Here is an 18,518-nt window from a genome sequence, read left to right as displayed (position 1 = left end):
AAGGGGTGGGAGCCGATCGTATCGGCGAAAGCCGACGGAGCGGCGACGCAGGGCAGCTCATGCCGCAGTGCAGCATTTCACGGTAGAATCCGCCCACCATGACCGAAAACGTCCCCAACCTTCCCGTCGCCCGCCCCACCGAGGCCCGTGTCCTCGAGATCGTCTTTCCGGACCACACCAACCACCTGGGCACGCTCTTCGGCGGCCAGGCGCTGGCGTGGATGGACAAGGCGGCGTTCCTCGCCGCCTCGCGCTACTCGCGGAAGGTCGTGGTCACCGCCCGCTCCGAGCAGGTCGATTTCCACGTCCCGGTGCGCAAGGGCCAGATGGTGGAGCTGATCGCCACGGTCGTCTCGGTGGGCCGCACGTCCATGAAGGTGGACGTCGCCATGTACACCGAGGACCTCATCACGGGTGAGCGCGAGCTGTGCACGCGCGGCACCTTCACGATGATCGCGCTGGACGCCGAGCACAAGCCCACGCCGGTCCACTGACCAGCACCGGGGCCCCGGACAGGGGCCTTGACCTCGAGTGCACTCGAAGGGGTAGGCTCGTCGAATGCCTACCTCGATGACCATCGCCGAGGCCGCGCTCGCGACCGGCCTCACGGCGTACACCCTTCGCTATTACGAACAGATCGGCCTGATCGATCCCGTGCCCCGGCGCGGCGGCCAGCGCGTCTACGGCGACACCGACCTGCGCCTCATCGGCTTCGTGGTCCGGCTGCGCGGCACCGGGATGTCCATGCGGGACATCCAGGAATACGTGCGGCTTCGCCGCCTCGGCGAGACGCCCGAGAGCATCCGCCTGCGCGGCGACCTGCTCGCCCGCCACGCCGCCTACCTGCGCGGCCAGCTCGTCGACCTCACGGAAACCATCGCGCGGCTGGACGAGAAGATCGCCCTGTACCGCGCGATCTACCCCGATGAACCCCTCCCCACGCCCGACACGACGGTCCCGCCGGCGTCGACGGCGGACACCCCCTCGAACCGGAGGAAACACGCATGAAGACCCGCCAACTCGGCAAGAACGGACCGGCCGTATCGATCCAGGGACTCGGCTGCATGGGCATGAGCGAGTTCTACGGCCAGGGCGACGAGAAGGAATCGATCGCCACGCTGGAACGCGCGCTCGATCTGGGCATCACGTTCTGGGACACCTCCGACGCCTACGGTCCGCACACCAACGAGGAGCTGATCGGCCGCACGCTCAAGGGCCGCCGCGACGCCGTCTTCCTCGCCACCAAGTTCGGCATCGTCCGCGACCCCGCCGACCCGACGAAGCGCGGCATCAGCGGCCGGCCGGAGTACGTCCGGGCCTCCGTCGAAGGCAGCCTGCGCCGCCTCCAGACCGACCACATCGACCTGTATTACCAGCATCGTGTCGATCGCACGGTGCCGATCGAGGAAACGGTCGGCGCGATGGCCCGCCTCGTCGAGGAAGGCAAGGTGCGCTATCTCGGCCTGTCGGAAGCGTCGGCCGAGTCGATCGCACGCGCGGCGAAGGTGCACCCCATCGCCGCGTTGCAGAGCGAATACTCGTTGTGGACGCGCGACCCGGAGACCACGGGCACGCTCGCCGCCTGCCGCGAGAACGGCATCGCCTTCGTCGCCTACAGCCCGCTGGGTCGCGGCTTCCTGACCGGCGCGATCACGAAGCCGGAGGACTTCGCCGAGGACGACTATCGCCGCGTCAACCCACGCTTCACCGGCGAGAACTTCACCAAGAACCTCGCGATCGTGGAAAAGGTGAAGGCCTTCGCCGCCGACAAGGGCTGCACGCCCGGGCAGCTGGCGCTCGCCTGGGTCATCGCCCGGGGCGACGACGTCGTGCCGATCCCGGGCACGAAGCGCGTGAAGTACCTCGAGGAGAACGCCGCCGCGACGGACGTGGTGCTCAGCGCTGGGGAAATCGCGGAGATCGACGCGGTGTTCCCGCCCGATTCGGCCGTGGGCGACCGCTACGCGTCGAACATGATGGGATCGATCAACGCCTGACGTTCGCCGGATCCAGGGGCGAACCGGCAGGTGGCCTATAATGGCGGTTTGTACGCAGCTGCAAACCGCCATGTCGTCCCCCGAACACTCCCCGCTGGGCAAGACCACGACCTACGCCGACCGCTACGACGCCGGCCTGCTGTTCCCGATTCCCCGCCAGGGCAAGCGCGACGAGATCGGCGTCGATGGTGCCGACCTCCCCTTCCACGGCGTGGACGTCTGGAACGGCTACGAGCTGTCGTGGCTCGACATGCGCGGCAAGCCCGTCGTGGCCGTGGCGGAGTTCCGTTTCCCGGCGACCACGCCCAACATCGTCGAATCCAAGTCGTTCAAGCTGTATCTGAACAGCTTCGCGCAGGAGCGCATGGCGGGGCCGGACATCGTCCACGGCACCCTGCAGCGCGACCTGTCCGCCGCGGCCGGCGGCCGAGCCGAAGTGTGGCTTCGCGCTCCGAACGAGCTGGACGGCTGCCCGCTCGGGGAGCCGGAGGGCCAGCTCCTCGACGACCAGGACCTCGATTTCGACAGCTACGGTCCGCCCCGCGCCGATTTTCTCGGCACGCTGGACGGCGATGCGAGCGAGACGGTCGTGTCCCATCTGCTCCGTTCGAACTGCCCGGTCACCGGGCAGCCGGACTGGGGCAGCGTGCAGATCGCCTATGCGGGCCGCCGCATCGATCACGCGGGGTTGCTCCGCTACCTCGTCTCGTTCCGCAACCACACGGAATTCCACGAGCAATGCGTCGAGCGCATTTTCATGGACATCCGCGCGCGCTGCGCCCCGCGCGAGCTCTCCGTGTACGCGCGCTACACGCGCCGGGGCGGACTGGACATCAACCCGTTCCGCAGCACCGACGCGAACGCCGTCCCGGGCAACCCGCGCGGGGCGCGCCAGTAAGGATGAATGGCGCATTCATGCGTTCTTCATTGGTCTTGCCTTTAGTTGTATAGCCTGTAACCTGCCGCGGCGACGGGATGCACGCGCGCAGCTCCCGATCCTGTTATCCAAGCACTCTTTGACGGAATCCAAGACATGAAGCTTTCCATGCGTTCGTCCGCCCTCGCCACGGCCACGGTCGCCGGCCTGCTGGTCCTCACCGCCTGCGGCAAGAAGGACGAACAGCAGAACGCCCCGGCCCCGGCGGCCACCGCTCCGGCGGCTGCGACCCCGGCACCTGCCGCCACCGCGCCCGCGACGGCTCCGGCGCCCGCCGCCACCGCCGCCGCGGCGCCCTCGGCGCCGGCCGCCGCCCCGGCCGCTCCCGCCGCCGCCAGCGAATCGCTGAAGGTCGGCTCGGTAACGCTCGGCAACGCCGTCGGCGCGGACAAGAAGGTCGCCAAGGCTAAGAGCGCTTTCGCCCCGACCGACAAGACGATCTACGCGTCGGTCGCGACGGAAGGCACCACCGCCGGCGCCACCCTGAACGCCAAGTGGACGTTCCAGGACGGCGACACCGTCACGACGGTGAGCGACATCAGCCAGTCCATCAGCACCGATGGCCCGGCCGTCACCACGTTCAAGATCCAGAACCCGAACGAGTGGCCGGAAGGCAAGTACAAGGTCACCGTCTCGCTCAACGGCCAGGCCGCGGGCAACGAGGCGTTCGAGGTCAAGAAGAAGTAAGCGCCCTCACCGGCGGTACGACGAAAGGCGCGGCGAAAGCCGCGCCTTTTTTCGTTTCGACGCAAGATTCGTGTAGGCGATGCATAAACGCGGTGAGACGGCGCCTCACCGCTCCGAGACATCTCGTTCAACCCGCCGATGATCGAATGTCGACCGACCTGTCGCGGCAAGCGCGCACAGGCAGACACCGATCGAGGATCCGCCATGAACGAAGACACCCTCAAGGGCAAATGGAAGCAGTTGGAGGGCAAGATGAAGGAACAGTGGGGCAAGCTGACCGACGACGACTTCAAGGTGGCCGAAGGCAACAGCGAGTACCTCGCAGGCAAGGTCCAGGAGCGCTATGGCGTGGCGAGGGACGAAGCGGAACGACAGGTCAAGGATTTCCGCGACCGCATCGATCGGAATTACTGAGCGTCACCCTCCACACCACTCGCCAGGAGAACATCATGCTGCATTGGGCCGTCATCTTTTTCGTGATCGCGCTGATCGCCGCGATCTTCGGTTTCACCGGCATCGCCGCGGGCGCTGCCAGCATCGCGAAGATCCTTTTCGTGGTCTTCCTGATCCTGTTCATCCTTTCCCTGCTCTTCGGCGGCTTCCGTCGCGGTCCCAGGGTGTAGTACGCGACACCCGCTTCGCCTTTGAAAGCCCCGGCCCCAGACCGGGGCTTTTTTTCGCCACGAAAAACGCGCCGGTACGGCCTATGATCCGCGTCATGTTTGGGAGAGCCCGTCCATGACCCTGTTGCCCACCCTCGACACCATCGCCCGCGTCGACCTGCTCGACGGGCCGACCTCGATCCAGCGCCTGACGCGCATCGAGGAGGCGCTCGATCTCGCCGGCCGTGGCATACGCCTGTTCGCGAAACGCGACGACACCATGACGCTCGGTGGCGGCGGCAACAAGCTGCGCAAGCTGGAGTTTCATCTTGGCCACGCGCGCGCCATCGGAGCGGACACGCTCATCAGCACCGGCGGCCTGCAATCCAATCATGCGCGCCTGACCGCCGCCGCGGCGGCGAAGCATGGTTTCGCGTGCGAGCTCTACCTGTCGCGCATGGTGCCGAAGGACGGCGTCGACTACGAAGCCAATGGCAATGTATTGCTCGACGACCTGTTCGGTGCGAAACCCGTGCTGCTCGCCCATGGCGTGAACGGCCTCGCTGTCGCGGAGGCTCGCACCGCGGAGCTCGGGCGCGCGGGACGCAAGGCTCTCGTGATCCCCCTCGGTGGATCGACACCGACCGGTGCTCTCGGCTACGCGCGCTGCGCGCGGGAGATCGCGGAGCAGGAGGCGTCGATGGATCTTCGCTTCGATCGTGTCGTTGTGCCGAACGGAAGCAGCGGCACGCAGGCCGGGCTCGTGGCGGGCTACGTGGCGATGGAACGCGATCCGTCCGTCGTTCGCGCCTACTCGGTGCTGGCGGACGCGGCGAAGGCGCGGGAGTCGACGGTGTCGCTCGCGCGCGAGACGCTCGCGTTGCTCGGCCTGCCACCGACCGTGGCCGGCGACGACGTCCGGATCGACGACACGCAGCTCGGCGCCGGTTACGGCGTGCCGACGGATGGAATGAAGGAAGCCGTGCGCGTCGCCGCCAGCCACGAAGGCCTGCTGCTGGATCCCGTGTACTCGGGCAAGGCGTTCGCCGGCCTGCTGCACGACCTGCGCTCCGGCGCGGTGCGCGATGGCGAGACGGTGCTGTTCGTCGTCACGGGCGGCGTGCCGGGGCTCTTCGCGTATCGGGAAGACCTGGCGAGCTGACGAGATCGCTGCTTCCCACACGCGCGCTTCAGCAAACTTGCTTCAGGGCAGTACCACCGTCGCTACCAGGCCACCGCCTTCTCGGTTGGCCAGCGTCAGGTTGCCGCCGATCGAACGCATCAGCTGCAGGGCGATGGCCAGTCCGAGGCCTGCGCCACCGGTGTCGCGATTGCGCGAGGCTTCGAGACGGTAGAACGGCTGCATCACGTCGTCGAGTTCGCCCTCGGGAATGCCGGGGCCACGATCCGATACGGTGATGCACAGACTTCCGCCATCACGGCACACGCCGACTTCGGCAGATCCACCGTACTTCACCGCGTTGTCGACGAGGTTGCCGAGGACGCGGCGCAGCGCGCGCGGGCGCACGGTGGCGACGCCCTCGATGCGTCCGGTCAACGTGACGGGCTTGCCGGTGTCCTGGTAGTCGAACACGAGACTTTCGAGGAATGCGTGCGCGTCGATGCGTACCGGCGTCTCGTCGCCGCCGTGCGCGCTGCGCGCGTAGGCCACGCCTTCGCGGACGAGGTGCTCCATCTCGGCGAGGTCGGCGAGCAGGCGATCGCGCTCCATGCCCTCGTCGAGCGATTCCGCGCGCAGGCGCATGCGCGTGATCGGCGTCTGCAGGTCGTGCGAGATCGACGCGAGGATGTGCAGGCGCTCCTTGAGGTACTGGCCGATGCGATCCTGCATCGCGTTGAACGCCGACGCCGCGTGGGCGACCTCGGTCGGCCCGTCCTGCGCCATGCGCGGGCCGTCGACCGACGGCGTGATGCCATCCGCCGCGCGCGCGAGCCTAAGCAGCGGTCGCGTCGCCTGGCGCACGGCGAACCAGCCGCATGCGAGAAGCACGGCCACCTGCAGCACCAGCACGGCGGGCAGCCAGTCGGCCACCGGCATCACCCCCCGCGGCGTGATCTCGAGCGTCAGCGGCGAGCCATCGTGCAGCGTGAAATGCACCTGGTAGCGTTCGGGCGAGCGCGACACGGTTTCGCCACGCACGTGGTAACCGGCACCGACTTCCCTGGCGATCATCTGCGTCACGTCGCGGGCGCGGCGCGTGGTCAACGGCTCGCCCGGATCGCCCGGCCCGAGGATGAAACGGTAATTGTCGCGACGCAGCCGCGGCAGCCAGCTCGCGCGTACCTCGGGCGCTTCCCGGTCCAGCACGGCCACGGAGGTGCCGACGTCGTTCTCCAGGGTGTTGAGCATGACCGAGGTGGCCGACTGGAAACGCTCGTAAAGCACGAGCGCCACCGACAGCGCCTGCGCGAGAAGCAGGCCGGTAAAGATGATGAGGTACAGCCGCGAGGCCATGCTGCGCGGCCACGGACGCCAGCCGGACACACGGCGCGCCGCCTCGCTCATGGAACGTCCCCGTGCACGGTCACGGGCATCGAGAACACGTAGCCCTCGCTGCGGACGGTCTTGATGTACGCCTGCTCCCTGGCATCGTCGCGGAGACGCTGGCGAAGACGGCTCACCATCAGGTCGATCGAGCGATCGAACAGTTCGGCGTCGCGGCCCTGCGTGAGGTTGAGCAGCTGGTCGCGGGAAAGCACGCGCTGGGGATGATCGAGGAACACGCGCAGGAGCCGGAATTCCGCGCCGCTCAAGGACACCACCGTGCCATCGGCGTCGAGGAGGTGGCGCGCCGTCGTGTCGAGCCGCCACTGCCCGAACGAGATCGTGTCGCTGGTCTCGGTGATGCGCAGGTTGGGCGGAAGCATGCGCGTGCGGCGGATCACGGCCTTGATACGCGCCAGCAACTCGCGCGGTGAGAAAGGCTTGGTGACGTAATCGTCCGCGCCCATCTCCAGGCCGATGATGCGATCGGTCTCGTCGTCGCGCGCGGTCAGCAGCAGCACCGGCACGGCGCGATGCTTGCCGGCGCGAAGGTTGCGGCACAGCGCGAGGCCGTCTTCGCCCGGCATCATGATGTCCAGCACGATGAGGTCGAAGGCCGACGTTTCGAGCTGGGCCATCATGTCGCGGCCGTCGGCCGCCGCGCTGGCGCGCAGGCCGTTCTTGCGCAGGTAGTCGACGACGCCGGTGCGGATGCCATGGTCGTCGTCGACGACGAGGATGTGATCGATGTGTTCCACGCCTGCCAGCTCTCCGCTTGTATCGATGCGTTCGGGATCGGCCTCGGCCCACATCATGCCTTCTCCTGCAGGAGCTGGCGCACGCGGTCCTCGGTCTGCTCGTAGTTTCCCTCGCCGAAGTGGCGATACACCACCTTTCCGTTCTGGTCGATCAGGTAGAGCGCCGGCCAGAACTGGTTGCCCCAGGCGTTCCAGGTCGCCAGCTCGTTGTCCTGGGCCACCGGCCAGGTGATGCCGAACCGGCGGATGGCGGCCTGCACCGTCGCCGGATCGCGCTCTTCGTCGTATTCGGGCGTATGCACGCCGACGACCACAAGGCCTCTGTCCTTGTACTTCTCGTAGAGCGCCCTGGTGTGCGGCAGCACGTGGATGCAATTGATGCATTCGTTCGTCCAGAACTCCACGAGCACGACCTTGCCGCGCAGGCCCGCCACGGTCAGCGGCGGCGAATTGAACCAGCGGTCGATGCCGGTGAATTCCGGGGCGGGCGTGGCGGCGGTCGATTCGCCCGCACGCGCGGTCTGCCAGTTACCCGGCCACGCGGCGATCAGCGCGATGGCGACGACGAGCGAAGCGGCGAGGAGACGGAACGATTTCATGGGAAGCACCTCGGATATCAGGGAGGGCGCATCGGTTCTGCGGAGGGTGCCCATTCAACGCCGCGCCGTTATCCGTGGCGTGTCCGCCGGGGTGGCTTTTTGTATCGATACGTACAAGACGCGGACGGCCGCTCCGGGGGCCGGAGGCGCGTGATTTGTACCGCAATGTATCCGCGCCGATCCGCTACACGTTTCGATGCGCTTGCGCCGCCGCGGGGACACAGCCCGGATACGCCGCCACGGTCTCCTTGTCACACCGGCTGATCCGCAGCCGACACTTCCCAAGGGAAACAGACCATGGCTCAGATCACGAACGTCCTCTACACCGGCAAGACCCACATCACTGGCGGCCGCGACGGCCAGGCCCGCAGCGACGACGGCCGCCTCGACGTCAGGCTGACGCCTCCCGGCGGCCATGGCACGGGCACCAACCCCGAGCAGCTGCTGGGCGCCGGCTGGTCCGCCTGCTTCATCGGCGCGATGGGCCTGGCCGCGGCCGAACGCAAGATCGCCTTGCCCAAGGGTACGGCCGTCGATGCCGAGATCGACCTCGGCACGGGCGAAGGCGGCTACTACCTCCAGGCGCGCCTCAACGTGACGCTGCCCGGCCTGGCCACCGACGTCGCCAACGCGCTGATCCAGGCCGCGCACCGCACCTGCCCGTACTCGAAGGCGACGCGCGGAAACATCGATGTCGAGATCCACCTCGTCGAAGACGTCGCCGCCTGACCCCTCCCCGCCCCCGGTCCGCCGCCACGAACGCCGACGCTCTGCGGCACGCGCTCGCTGGCGGCACCGAGGCTCCCCGGGGTGGGTCGCCTACGTCGAAGACCCATTCCGCTGCATCACGTGCAAGGCACGAGAAGCCTCGACATGCCCCTGATCGATTCACCAAGACGCATCGCTCTACCGCTGCCACCCTGATCCCAGGCGTACCCACTCCGCGTTACCACCCAAGCGAGTACACGACCATGCCCTACCGCCTCCTGCTCGTCGCCGCCATGGCACTCATCGTGGGTGGCATCATCACCCTCGGCGCCTTCGCCAGCGAACCGGCGGTCCGACACGGCGACACATCGCGCTCGCCCGTCTTCGGCGTCGCCCTTCCCGAGGGGTATCGCAACTGGCAGACCATCAGCGTCGCGCACGAGGCGGGCAACAACAACGACATCCGCGTCATCCTCGGCAACGACATCGCCATGAAGGCGTTTCGCGCGGGCACGCTGCCCTATCCCGACGGCACGATCATCGCGCGCCTGGCGTGGAGGTACGAATCGTCCGCACGCAACAACGCGATCTTCGGCCGCGACCAGTCGTTCGTCGCCGGCGATCCGATCAACGTGCAGATCAGCGTGAAGGATTCGAAGCGCTTCCCCGACACCGACGGCTGGGGCTACGCCCAGTTCGAGAACGACGGCAAGGCCAACCAGAGCGTCGCGCTGGTGAACGCGTGCTACGCATGCCACAAGAAGCTGCCGGCTGCCAGCGATCTCGTCTTTACTTCTTATTCGAAGTGAACCGCGGGAACCACGGAGGGGAAGAATGGCGCGCCTGGAGGGATTCGAACCCCCGACCAATGGCTTCGGAAGCCACTACTCTATCCGGCTGAGCTACAGGCGCGTAACAGCGGACGGGCATTGTAGCGGGTATGACCCCGGCGGCCTAGCCTCCGGATCCGGCCCGGGCGCGGGCCGGCTCGGCGCCCGCCGCCGCGGCGCGCAGGCTTTCCCTGTAGCGGCGGCTGCACGGCAGCACCGTGCCGTCGGCCATGTGCAGGCGGGCGTCGCCGGAGTCCACCGGCTCGATCGAGGTCACCTGGGACAGCTGCACGATGTAGCTGCGATGCGCGCGCACGAACACGGCGGGGTCCAACCGTGCCTCCAGCGCCGCCAGCGTGCTGCGCAGGGGATAGTCGCGACCGCGCACCCGCAGGTTCACGTAGTTGCCGGACGCCTGCGCCCATTCGATGTCGGCGGTGGCGACGAGGAAGTCGCGGCCGAGCTTGCGCACGAGGAAGCGATCGGGGCGATCGACCGGCTCGACGGCCGGCGCGTCGTCGGGCGCCACCAGCAGGTGCGCCTCGCCTTTCACCTGCCGGCCCACCCACGCGACCATGTGCCATAGCGCCACGACGATGAAGAACGTACGGACGTCCTTCAGGTATTCGTAGACGACCTGTAGCCACAGCGAACCCGGGTCGTAGCCGATGCCCGTCGCGGAGAAGATCGCCAGGCGCAGCAGGTCCATGCCGGCGATGTGGCCGATGCACCAGACGATGCTGCCGGCGACGTAGAACGGTAGACGACGACGCCACGTCTCGGCGTGCAGCGGCCATCGGTCGCAGGCGCGCAGAAGGAACGGCAGCATCGCCAGCGACACCGCCATGCTGGTGAACTCGTTGGTCGCGATCTCCCATGCCGACGCCGCGATGCCGTGGCGCTCGGCGTCGATGCGCAACGTCAGCGTGTTGCTGATCGCGGCGCTGCCGAAGGCCAGCAGCCAGAAGGCGAACATGAAACGCCGGCGGCGCGCGTGGGCGCGATCGAGTTCCATTCCTGGAGGCGTGGATCGGGAGGTCATGGCAGGGATGGTAGCGTGCGCCGATGTGTGCCGAAGGGTGGGAGCCGATCGCATCGGCGATCCCGCGGCAGCGGGCCCGATGGACGGTGACGTGGCACGCTGAAACGAAGAAGGGCGCCTTCCGGCGCCCTTCCCTGTCGTGCCTACTTCGCCTTGTACAGCTCGCCCAGCCAGTCGGGCTTGCTCTTGTCGCGCTCGAGGTGCGGGTACTTGAGGCCGTCGTGGTAGTCGATGCGGATCGTCTTGTACTGGTCGAAGTTCTTCACCAGCAGCTCGATCGGTGCCTTGTCGGTCTTCGCGGCGGTCACGGCATCCTTCAGCGCGTCGCCGTCGAATTCCTTGTTGTTCACCGCGACGATGTGCATGCCCGGCGCGAGGCCGGCATTGAAGGCCGGGCCATCCCAGCGCACGTCTGCGATGTCGCCCTTCGACGACACGGCGAAGCCGGCCGAGTAGGTCAGGTCGACGTAATGGCGGCGCGCCTCGATGGCCTTCGACGCTTCCGACGGCTTGTCGTTGTAGACGAGCTTCCAGCCGCCGCGCTCGATGCCTTCCAGGTCGCCCTTGTGGCCGTCGACGCGGTCGCGCAGGTACTTCGCCCAGTCGTACGGCGCGATGCCGTTGAGCGTCGAGACCACTTCCTCGAACGTGTACGGATTGACCTTCCAGTCACCGTCCTTCATGCCGAAGAACGCCTTCGCGAAATCGTCCAGCGAACGCTTGTTCTTCGTCAGCTCGCGCAGCTTGGTGTCCACGTCGAGCCAGATCATCTGGCCGCCCGAATAGTAATCCTCGCTCATCGAGTAGTTGCGGTACGAGAGCGGGCGACGCTGGGCGATCGTGGGATCGTTCGTCGTGTCCTGGATGTTGCGCCAGGCGAGACCCGGGCGGCCCTTGTCGTACGTGGCGGCGACGAACGCGAGCATGTCGCGCGCCTGGTCCTGCGAGAGCAGGCCCGAGCGGGCGGCGACCACGTTGCCCCAGAACTGCGTCTGGCCTTCGTAGACCCACAGGAGGCTGTCGCCCATCGGCACGTTGAAGTTCGGCGTGGCGAGATCGGCGCCGCGACGGTACTTGCCGTCCCACGAGTGGTTGTACTCGTGCGCGAGCAGGTCGCGACCCACCCAGCTCTTGTCCCACTCGGTGAAGTAGTTGGGCGACGCGCTGTTCTCGGACGAACGATGGTGCTCGAGACCGATGCCGCCGAGCTTGTCGGTCAGCGCCAGCAGGAAGTCGTAGTGGTTGTAGTGACGCGCGCCGTAGAGCTTGTCCATCTGCTGGACGAGCTTGCGATGGATGTCCAGCGCTTCGGGCTTGATCTCGAGCGACTTGGCGCTGTCGGCGACGATGTTCAGGTGCACCGGCGAGCGGCCGTTCGGGTCGAGGTCGACGCGCTTGAAGTAGCGGCCGGCGAAGATCGGCGAGTCGACGAGGTTGTCGTAGTCGATCGCCTTGAACGTGACGGTGTCGCCGCTCTTGCTGGCCTGTTCGAGCGCGGTACCGAACTGGAAACCGGCCGGGAACTTCACGGTCGGCTCGACCTGGATGCGGTCGGCGCGGTAGCCCGCCGGATACAGCGAGACCTGGTTCCACTGCACGTTGACGATGTCGGGCGTCATGACGATGCGGCCGCCGCGGGTGTCCTGCGGCGTCAGCGTCTGGAATTCGACGTCGACGGACGTCGCGCCCGCCGGTACATCGATGTGGAACGCGTACACGTTGTACTCGTCGCGCTTCCACTCGATGCGCTTGCCGCCGGCGGTGACGATGAGGCCGGCGAACTGGTCGATCGGGCCGCTCGGCGAATGGTGACCAGGGATCCACTCGGGGAACAGCAGCGTCAGCGGGCCCGGCTTCGCGGGAACGGTCTCATGCACGCGGAAGATGCGGCGATCGAGATCGGTCGCGTCGACCGTCACCTTCAGCACGCCGTCGAAGGCGACGTCCTGCGGCGCCGGCACGGTGGAAAGATCGTCCGCGCGAACGGCGGTGGCGCCGACGCCCGCGAGGGCGGCCAGCAGCGCGGAGGCAAGCATGGTGGATTTCAAGTCGTTCTCCCCTGGGGAAAATGGTGGTCGCCCTTTCTTCCCTGCGAGCGGATCGGCGCCGCCCCGAGGGCCCTGCGCAAGCCCTCGATCCTAAACGGCGGGGAGGGGGGTGCCCCATGCCAGAGGTCACGGTCGGCCCGCGCGGATCTGTCGTAAGATTCAGTGCCCGCGCGAGCGGGACCGCACGGCGCAGGAGCCGGCGGACATCATCAGGAACAGGGAAACCCATGCAAAAGGTATTGTGTCTGGCGGCGCTGGCCGCCGTTCTCGGCGCGGCCGCCGCGCCGGTTTGTGCTCGTGGCGTAGGGTTCATCGCCGTCTCGGCCGGGCAGTCCCGTACCTCTATCGACAGCCCGTCCAGCGGCTTCGGTCTTTCCGAGGATAGCTCCAATTACCGCGCCGACAAAAAGGACACGATGTTCGGCGTGATCGGCGGCTATCGCTGGATCATCGACGACGCCTGGTCGATCGGACCCGAAGCGGGCTACGTCGATCTGGGAGGCGCCGACTACAGCGGGTCGAACGGCAGCATCATCCGGCCCATCGGTATAAGGGCCAAGCTCACCAATAAGGCGGTCCTGCTGGGCGCAAACTCGAAGTGGCTCATCGGCGACGGCTGGTCGCTGACGCTACGTACGGGCCTGGCACGCGCCCGCAGCGAACAGAAGTCCAGCTACGAGCACGTGCCTACCTACGGGGGCGGGCTCGTCCTGCCGGCCCCGTATACCGAATACGACCGCAGCACGTCGAACGACACCGGTTTTTACGGCGCGCTTGCCGTTGGCTATGACTTCACAGACCACTTCGGCGTGACGCTCGGGTACGAGCACTACAGCTTCCGCTTCAACCGTCATAGCGAACGTTGGCCGGACTTCGACCAGAACATCGGAGTGTGGGCCGCGGGTGCTGAATTCCGGTTTTGATAGCTTCCTGACATCCCCACGACGACGGGCCGCTCACGCGGCCCTTTCTTTCCAGCAAAGATGTGGCAGGAAAGGCGGAACCGAGGCCTGCGCTCAGTCCCTCGACGGTATCTTCAGCCCACGCTGCACCGCCGGACGCGACATGCCACGTTCCAGCCATGCGGCCACGTTGGCGAAGGCGTCGAATCCCACCAGTTCCCGCGCGCCGTAGAACGTGATCAGGTTGTTGACCCAGCCGAGCGTGGCGATGTCGGCGATGGTGTACTCGTCGCCGACGATCCAGTCGTGCCCTGCCAGCTGCCGGTCGAGCACGCCGAGCAGACGCTTCGACTCGTCGACGTAGCGCTGGAGGGGCCGCTTGTCTTCGTACTCACGGCCGGCGAACTTATGGAAGAAGCCCACCTGACCGAACATCGGACCGATGCCGGCCATCTGGAAGAAGAGCCACTGGATGGTCTCCCAGCGCTTCGCCTCGTCCTTGGGCAGGAAGCGTCCGGTCTTCTCGGCGAGGTAGAGCAGGATCGCGCCGGATTCGAACAGGCCGATCGGCTGCCCGCCCGGGCCGTCCGGATCGACGATCGCGGGAATCTTGCCGTTCGGGTTGAGTGATTCGAATTCGGGCGCCTTGCTTTCGTTCTTGCCGATATCGACGAGATGGGCTTCGTAGGGAAGGCCAAGCTCCTCCAGCATGATCGAGACCTTCACGCCGTTGGGCGTGTTCAGCGAATAGAGCTGCAAGCGGTCCGGATGTTTGGCGGGCCAGCGGGAAGCGATGGGAAACGACGAAAGGTCGGTCATGGGAAAGCCTGATTGGCGGATCGAAGTTTCAAGGTAGGTGGTGGGGTCCGCCGTTTCAATGCCGCCGCGTCCCATGCGCGTTATTTCCGCCGGTACACCACGACGCGTAGGGTTTCGACATGGCGCGCGATTCCGGCCCCCTCCCGCGTGAGCGGCGAGCTATCTTCCCCGCCCCGCGTCGCCACGACGCCTGCAGGGAAAGGAATCTCCCCATGACGGCAACACCCTCGCGCAGCTCGCTCGCCTGCCTGATTGCGACGCTCGCCTGCTCGCCAGCGGCGGCGAGCGATGTCCTCGATCGCTTCGACGCCGCGGTCCGCGGCGGCTTCCCCGCCACGGTCGTCCTGCCCTCACCCGCCGACGACGCGAGAGGTGCAACGGCGCGCGCGGGCGACGCGTCCCTTACCATCCGTGCGCCGCTCGACGTCGATGTCCGCTTTCCCGACGGCGAGCCGGTGACGACGTTCGTCGGCACCTGGCAGGGCGAACCCGCCGTGATCACTCGCTCCACCGGGCACGTGGACATCACCGTGCCGCGCGGCGATGGCGTCGACGTCGTCGGCTACAGCGACGATTCCGAACAGGCACACCAGCTCCCGGCCGCCGAACCGGTCGGGCTGGAATCGACCGTCGCATCCGCCAGCGGCCGGACCGCCCGAGCCGACAACGCGACGAGCACCACGTCGCCGGGCAAGCCCCGAACGGCACCCGTGCTGGAGTTCTGGATGTTCCTCCACGACGACACGGCCGGCACGTCGCGGCGACATATCCACGCGCGTTACGTTGCCTGGTGGATCGCGGATATGCAGCGCATCCTCCCCGCCTATCGGCTCCGCACGTACTACCTTCAGAACCGCCCCGGCATGACCGACCTGACCTATGGACGCGAGGCGTCGATGTGGAAATGGACGCTCGCGGCACAGGAATACGCGACGAGAGGAAAGCTGCACTACGAGCCGGGCAGGTTCGAATACAAGTTCATGCTCGTCACGAAGAATGCCGTGCGAGAAAACACGAGCGGCCTCGCGTGGCTCGGCGGCGACCAGGCCATGGCGGCGCTCTCCGGCGCATACAACGTGATCGCGCACGAGTTCGGACACACGCTCGGCGGCGTGCACGACGACTCGGCGATCTGGTGGTCCTATGTCTGGCCCTGCGAGACGAATCTGTACCCTCGCGACGTCGCCGTGCTTTCCAACTGCTACCGGTATACCGCCGCGAACGAAGACCGCATGCGCGCGTATCTTTCGCGGCACGCCGATGGTCCGGCGCTTCTCGACCCGTCGTCGCTCAGCCTGCCGCTGGTGGACTGACATGGCCAAGTCCGGATCACCGACCTTGAAGATCCTCGCGGTATGCACCGTGGTGCTGGCCGCCCCCGCGATCGCGAACACCTCCGGTCCGCTCCGCGCGTTCGACGAGGCCGTCGCCGCGGGTTTTCCGCAGCGCGTCGCGCTCCCGGCGGGAGACGCCGAAGCCCGCGACGCCAGCAGCGGCGAGCTCGTGGTGACCTCGCTCGTCGAGGGGCTCGACACCGTGTTTTCCGATGGCACGCGTGGCACGCATTACACGGCGACGTGGCAAGGCAAGCCGGCCGTCGTCGTACGATCGGCCGGCCACCTGGACATCACCGTGGCCGACGCCACCGGCGTGTCGATCACCGGTTACTCGAGCGACACCGGGCGCCCCCATCGTCTGCGTCGCGATGGTTCCGCCGCAAGCGCCGCGACGACGACGCGAGCGGTGGCGCCCGTCGCCGACGAGCCGCCGACGACATCCGGACTCTCGCCGAACCCGCACGAGGGACTTTCGACGGTCGGATTCCACATGTTCGTGCACGACGACGTCGAAGGAAGTTCCGATCAGCACATCCACGCCGGCTACGTCGCGTGGTGGGCCGTCGACATGCGACGCGTCCTGGCGGTCAGGCGCGTCCAGACCGTCTACCGGCGCCGCATGCCGGGCCTCACGGACATCCCGCGCCACGATGCCGATCTTCTTGGCCGCTGGACACTGTCGACGCAGCGCATGGTGATGCGCGAAGGACTCCTACCCATCCCCGGCCACTCGTGGTTCAAGTTCATGCTGCTGACGCCGGACGCCATCGAGCCAGGGTATTACGGTCGGGCGTGGCTCGGCGGCGATCACGCCGTCGCATCGCTCAAGGGACCCTATACGGTCATCGCGCACGAATACGGTCACACACTGGGCGGCGTGCACGAGGACGCCAGCGTCGAATGGTCCGGCATCTGGCCGTGCGAGACGAATCTGTACTCGCACTCGAACGCGTTGCGGAGGAACTGCTATCGGTACACGCCCGCGAACCAGCGACGCATGCGCGAGTACATGGCAGGCGCCCTCCCGGACGAGGGGGAGCGCCGCCTGGAAATGGTTTACTGACTCGCGCCGTTGAGCTTGCTGTGGCGCACGCCATAGGTGAAGTACACGATCAGGCCGATCGCCATCCAGATCGCGAAGCGCTCGAACGTGATCCACGGCAGGCCCCAGATCAGCGCGAGCGAGAAGAGGATGCCGAGCGGTGCGACGAACCACACCGCCGGCGTCCGGAACTTGCGCTCAAGGCCGGGCTTGCGCACGCGAAGCACGAGCACCGAGGCGCAGATCAGGATGAAGGCGCTGAGCGTGCCGATGTTGACCAGCTCGGCCACTTCGCCGATAGGCAGCAAGCCCGCGACGATCGCGGTGAAGATACCGAGGATCATCGTCGGACGGGCCGGCGTGCCGAAGCGCGGGTGCACGCGGGCGAACCACGCGGGCAACAGGCCGTCGCGCGCGAGCGCGAACCAGATGCGTGCCGCGCCGAGCATGAAGGCGAACAGCACGCTGATGACGCCGATCACGGCGGCGACGGCGATGACGTTGCTGATCCACGGCAGGCCGATCGCGTTGAAGGCGTCCGAAACGGACGCCTCGCCGCTGAGGCTCGCATACGGCACGATGCCGGTGAGCACGAGCGACACGGCGATGTAGAGCACCATCGCCACCGCCAGCGAGAGCAGCACGGCGCGCGGAAGGTCGCGCTGCGGGTTACGGGCTTCTTCCGCCGCCGTGGTCAGCGTGTCGTAACCGAACACGGCGAAGAACACCACGCTGGCACCGGTGAGCACGCCATGCCAGCCGAAGTGACCGACGCCCTTGTCGTCGAAGACGCGTTCCGGGATGAACGGGTGCCAATTCGCCGTGTTGATGAAGAACGCGCCCACGCCGATCACCAGCGCCACGCCGAGCACCTTGATCGCGACGATGAGCGTGTTCAGGCGCGCGCCCCACTCCGTGCGGACCGAGAGCAGGATCGCCACCAGCAGCGAGATACCCGCCGCGATGACGTTGAAGCGGTGGCCGTCGGTCGGTGCCGCGACGGGGTTCGCGTAACTCACGCCCAGCGAGCCCATGGCGTGCTGCCAGTAATACTTCATGGTGTCGGCGCTCATGCTCTTCTGCGCCCATTCCGGCAGGTGCACGCCCGCCGTGGCGAGCAACACCTGCACGTAGCCGGACCACCCGATCGCCACCACGGCGACCACCAGCGCGTACTCCAGCAGCAGGTCCCAGCCGATGATCCATGCCGCACCCTCGCCGAGCACCGCGTAGCCATAGGTGTACGCGCTGCCGGTTACCGGGATGAGCCCGGCGAATTCCGCGTAGCAGAGGGCGGCGCACGCGCTGCCGAAGCCCGCGATGATGAAGCTGAGGGCGACGGCCGGGCCGGCGTTGAGCGCCGCCTGCTGTCCGGCCAGCACGAAGATGCCGACGCCGATGATGCCGCCGATGCCGATCGCGGTCAGTTGCCACAGGCCGAGGACGCGCCGGAAGTCCTTCCGCTGGCCGACCTCGGCCTGCAACTGCTCGACGGACTTGTGGCGGAGGAACCTGGCTAACGACATGAGGATGACCCTGGGCTGGCTGACCCGGGATCATAGCGGGAGGGGCTGGCCCTGTCCCCGGCGGACGCTCACACAGCGTGTAGGCGTCCGCCTCGTGGAACGCCGAATCGCCGGCAGCCCAAGGGTGGGAGCCGATCGCATCGGCGATCCCCGCGGCAGCGGGCACGGGGCGGGAGAA

General features: G+C 67.2%; 20 protein-coding genes and 1 tRNA gene. 13 read left to right on the top strand and 8 right to left on the bottom strand.

The features are described 5' to 3' along the window. Positions 1 to 98: 98 nt before the first annotated feature. The 8 genes from BMY69_RS02575 to BMY69_RS02540 all read left to right on the top strand — a co-directional run bounded on the left by BMY69_RS02575 (position 99) and on the right by BMY69_RS02540 (position 5,385). Positions 99 to 494 carry an acyl-CoA thioesterase gene (locus BMY69_RS02575; protein ID WP_090058578.1) on the top strand — a complete coding sequence of 132 codons (396 nt, stop codon included), beginning with the start codon at positions 99 to 101 and terminating at the stop codon, positions 492 to 494. Between the two features lie 64 nt (positions 495 to 558). Next, the gene (locus BMY69_RS02570; RefSeq protein WP_090175231.1) at positions 559 to 1,008 is read left to right on the top strand and encodes a MerR family transcriptional regulator; all 450 of its coding nucleotides are present in this window, start codon (positions 559 to 561) and stop codon (positions 1,006 to 1,008) included. Further along, on the top strand, positions 1,005 to 1,997 hold the full coding sequence (locus BMY69_RS02565) for an aldo/keto reductase (protein WP_090175230.1): 993 nt from the start codon (positions 1,005 to 1,007) through the stop codon (positions 1,995 to 1,997). Before BMY69_RS02570 ends, BMY69_RS02565 begins: the two co-directional genes overlap by 4 nt. A 70-nt stretch (positions 1,998 to 2,067) precedes the next feature. Further along, entirely contained in the window at positions 2,068 to 2,895 is an 828-nt protein-coding gene (queF, locus tag BMY69_RS02560) for an NADPH-dependent 7-cyano-7-deazaguanine reductase QueF (RefSeq protein ID WP_090175578.1), read from the top strand. A gap of 135 nt (positions 2,896 to 3,030) precedes the next feature. Next, positions 3,031 to 3,621 (top strand): hypothetical protein, encoded by a 591-nt coding sequence (locus BMY69_RS02555; RefSeq protein WP_090175229.1) that lies wholly within the window; start codon positions 3,031 to 3,033, stop codon positions 3,619 to 3,621. A gap of 204 nt (positions 3,622 to 3,825) precedes the next feature. After that, positions 3,826 to 4,035: a CsbD family protein gene (locus BMY69_RS02550; protein ID WP_090058589.1), complete on the top strand. Its 210-nt coding sequence runs from the start codon at positions 3,826 to 3,828 to the stop codon at positions 4,033 to 4,035. 35 nt (positions 4,036 to 4,070) lie between these two features. Then, positions 4,071 to 4,244 (top strand): DUF1328 domain-containing protein, encoded by a 174-nt coding sequence (locus BMY69_RS02545; RefSeq protein ID WP_029213207.1) that lies wholly within the window; start codon positions 4,071 to 4,073, stop codon positions 4,242 to 4,244. Between the two features lie 115 nt (positions 4,245 to 4,359). Further along, a complete protein-coding gene (locus BMY69_RS02540) occupies positions 4,360 to 5,385 on the top strand; it encodes a D-cysteine desulfhydrase family protein (protein WP_090175228.1) in 1,026 nt (341 codons plus the stop codon). A gap of 42 nt (positions 5,386 to 5,427) precedes the next feature. Here the strand turns inward: BMY69_RS02540 and BMY69_RS02535 are convergent, their stop codons facing one another. Genes BMY69_RS02535 through BMY69_RS02525 form a run of 3 tightly spaced genes read right to left on the bottom strand, consistent with a single transcriptional unit; the run spans position 5,428 to position 8,086 of the window. Beyond that, positions 5,428 to 6,750 (bottom strand): sensor histidine kinase, encoded by a 1,323-nt coding sequence (locus tag BMY69_RS02535; protein WP_090175227.1) that lies wholly within the window; start codon positions 6,748 to 6,750, stop codon positions 5,428 to 5,430. Beyond that, positions 6,747 to 7,487, bottom strand: a complete 741-nt coding sequence (locus BMY69_RS02530) for a response regulator (protein ID WP_090175576.1) — start codon at positions 7,485 to 7,487, stop codon at positions 6,747 to 6,749. The genes BMY69_RS02535 and BMY69_RS02530 overlap by 4 nt, the downstream gene beginning before the upstream one ends. A gap of 53 nt (positions 7,488 to 7,540) precedes the next feature. Beyond that, positions 7,541 to 8,086, bottom strand: a complete 546-nt coding sequence (locus tag BMY69_RS02525) for a thioredoxin family protein (protein WP_090175574.1) — start codon at positions 8,084 to 8,086, stop codon at positions 7,541 to 7,543. 297 nt (positions 8,087 to 8,383) lie between these two features. On the opposite strand from BMY69_RS02525, the gene BMY69_RS02520 reads away from it, so the two are divergent. Continuing rightward, on the top strand, positions 8,384 to 8,815 hold the full coding sequence (locus BMY69_RS02520) for an organic hydroperoxide resistance protein (RefSeq protein WP_090175226.1): 432 nt from the start codon (positions 8,384 to 8,386) through the stop codon (positions 8,813 to 8,815). Positions 8,816 to 9,057: 242 nt separating this feature from the next. Further along, complete coding sequence (locus BMY69_RS02515; protein ID WP_090175225.1) at positions 9,058 to 9,603, top strand: cytochrome P460 family protein; 546 nt, start codon at positions 9,058 to 9,060, stop codon at positions 9,601 to 9,603. A 26-nt stretch (positions 9,604 to 9,629) separates the two neighbouring features. Here BMY69_RS02515 and BMY69_RS02510 read toward each other — a convergent pair. From BMY69_RS02510 to BMY69_RS02500, 3 genes are all read right to left on the bottom strand, one after another. After that, positions 9,630 to 9,706, bottom strand: a tRNA-Arg gene (locus BMY69_RS02510). Between the two features lie 42 nt (positions 9,707 to 9,748). Continuing rightward, positions 9,749 to 10,600: a LytTR family DNA-binding domain-containing protein gene (locus BMY69_RS02505; RefSeq protein WP_090175573.1), complete on the bottom strand. Its 852-nt coding sequence runs from the start codon at positions 10,598 to 10,600 to the stop codon at positions 9,749 to 9,751. Between the two features lie 209 nt (positions 10,601 to 10,809). Further along, a complete protein-coding gene (locus BMY69_RS02500) occupies positions 10,810 to 12,714 on the bottom strand; it encodes a M61 family metallopeptidase (RefSeq protein ID WP_090175224.1) in 1,905 nt (634 codons plus the stop codon). A 227-nt stretch (positions 12,715 to 12,941) separates the two neighbouring features. Here BMY69_RS02500 and BMY69_RS02495 point away from each other — a divergent pair, with 227 nt between their 5' ends. Then, positions 12,942 to 13,637 carry an outer membrane protein gene (locus BMY69_RS02495; protein ID WP_177191053.1) on the top strand — a complete coding sequence of 232 codons (696 nt, stop codon included), beginning with the start codon at positions 12,942 to 12,944 and terminating at the stop codon, positions 13,635 to 13,637. Between the two features lie 93 nt (positions 13,638 to 13,730). Here BMY69_RS02495 and BMY69_RS02490 read toward each other — a convergent pair whose 3' ends face one another. Further along, positions 13,731 to 14,435, bottom strand: coding sequence for a glutathione S-transferase N-terminal domain-containing protein (locus tag BMY69_RS02490; RefSeq protein WP_090175222.1), 705 nt, complete (start codon positions 14,433 to 14,435; stop codon positions 13,731 to 13,733). Between the two features lie 212 nt (positions 14,436 to 14,647). Here BMY69_RS02490 and BMY69_RS02485 point away from each other — a divergent pair, with 212 nt between their 5' ends. Then, positions 14,648 to 15,748, top strand: a complete 1,101-nt coding sequence (locus BMY69_RS02485) for a reprolysin-like metallopeptidase (RefSeq protein WP_090175221.1) — start codon at positions 14,648 to 14,650, stop codon at positions 15,746 to 15,748. 25 nt (positions 15,749 to 15,773) lie between these two features. After that, the gene (locus BMY69_RS02480; protein ID WP_143070368.1) at positions 15,774 to 16,835 is read left to right on the top strand and encodes a hypothetical protein; all 1,062 of its coding nucleotides are present in this window, start codon (positions 15,774 to 15,776) and stop codon (positions 16,833 to 16,835) included. On the opposite strand, the gene BMY69_RS02475 is transcribed toward BMY69_RS02480, so the two are convergent. Further along, on the bottom strand, positions 16,829 to 18,340 hold the full coding sequence (locus tag BMY69_RS02475; protein ID WP_090175219.1) for an amino acid permease: 1,512 nt from the start codon (positions 18,338 to 18,340) through the stop codon (positions 16,829 to 16,831). The two genes, BMY69_RS02480 and BMY69_RS02475, sit on opposite strands and share 7 nt — an antisense overlap. Positions 18,341 to 18,518 lie beyond the last annotated feature (178 nt).

Origin of the sequence: Luteibacter sp. UNC138MFCol5.1 (assembly GCF_900110505.1) — a bacterium.
In the GTDB taxonomy this organism is placed as follows: Bacteria; Pseudomonadota; Gammaproteobacteria; order Xanthomonadales; family Rhodanobacteraceae; genus Luteibacter.
The sequence above is the reverse complement of the archived record's forward strand: the minus strand, read 5'-3'. Positions and strand labels throughout refer to the sequence as shown.

Coding starts and splice junctions, on each gene's coding strand:
- BMY69_RS02575 (WP_090058578.1), top strand. CDS start 99: ATGACCGAAAACGTCCCCAACCTTCCCGTCGCCCGCCCCACCGAGGCC.
- BMY69_RS02570 (WP_090175231.1), top strand. CDS start 559: ATGCCTACCTCGATGACCATCGCCGAGGCCGCGCTCGCGACCGGCCTC.
- BMY69_RS02565 (WP_090175230.1), top strand. CDS start 1,005: ATGAAGACCCGCCAACTCGGCAAGAACGGACCGGCCGTATCGATCCAG.
- queF (WP_090175578.1), top strand. CDS start 2,068: ATGTCGTCCCCCGAACACTCCCCGCTGGGCAAGACCACGACCTACGCC.
- BMY69_RS02555 (WP_090175229.1), top strand. CDS start 3,031: ATGAAGCTTTCCATGCGTTCGTCCGCCCTCGCCACGGCCACGGTCGCC.
- BMY69_RS02550 (WP_090058589.1), top strand. CDS start 3,826: ATGAACGAAGACACCCTCAAGGGCAAATGGAAGCAGTTGGAGGGCAAG.
- BMY69_RS02545 (WP_029213207.1), top strand. CDS start 4,071: ATGCTGCATTGGGCCGTCATCTTTTTCGTGATCGCGCTGATCGCCGCG.
- BMY69_RS02540 (WP_090175228.1), top strand. CDS start 4,360: ATGACCCTGTTGCCCACCCTCGACACCATCGCCCGCGTCGACCTGCTC.
- BMY69_RS02535 (WP_090175227.1), bottom strand. CDS start 6,750: ATGAGCGAGGCGGCGCGCCGTGTGTCCGGCTGGCGTCCGTGGCCGCGC.
- BMY69_RS02525 (WP_090175574.1), bottom strand. CDS start 8,086: ATGAAATCGTTCCGTCTCCTCGCCGCTTCGCTCGTCGTCGCCATCGCG.
- BMY69_RS02520 (WP_090175226.1), top strand. CDS start 8,384: ATGGCTCAGATCACGAACGTCCTCTACACCGGCAAGACCCACATCACT.
- BMY69_RS02515 (WP_090175225.1), top strand. CDS start 9,058: ATGCCCTACCGCCTCCTGCTCGTCGCCGCCATGGCACTCATCGTGGGT.
- BMY69_RS02505 (WP_090175573.1), bottom strand. CDS start 10,600: ATGTTCGCCTTCTGGCTGCTGGCCTTCGGCAGCGCCGCGATCAGCAAC.
- BMY69_RS02495 (WP_177191053.1), top strand. CDS start 12,942: ATGCAAAAGGTATTGTGTCTGGCGGCGCTGGCCGCCGTTCTCGGCGCG.
- BMY69_RS02490 (WP_090175222.1), bottom strand. CDS start 14,435: ATGACCGACCTTTCGTCGTTTCCCATCGCTTCCCGCTGGCCCGCCAAA.
- BMY69_RS02485 (WP_090175221.1), top strand. CDS start 14,648: ATGACGGCAACACCCTCGCGCAGCTCGCTCGCCTGCCTGATTGCGACG.
- BMY69_RS02475 (WP_090175219.1), bottom strand. CDS start 18,340: ATGTCGTTAGCCAGGTTCCTCCGCCACAAGTCCGTCGAGCAGTTGCAG.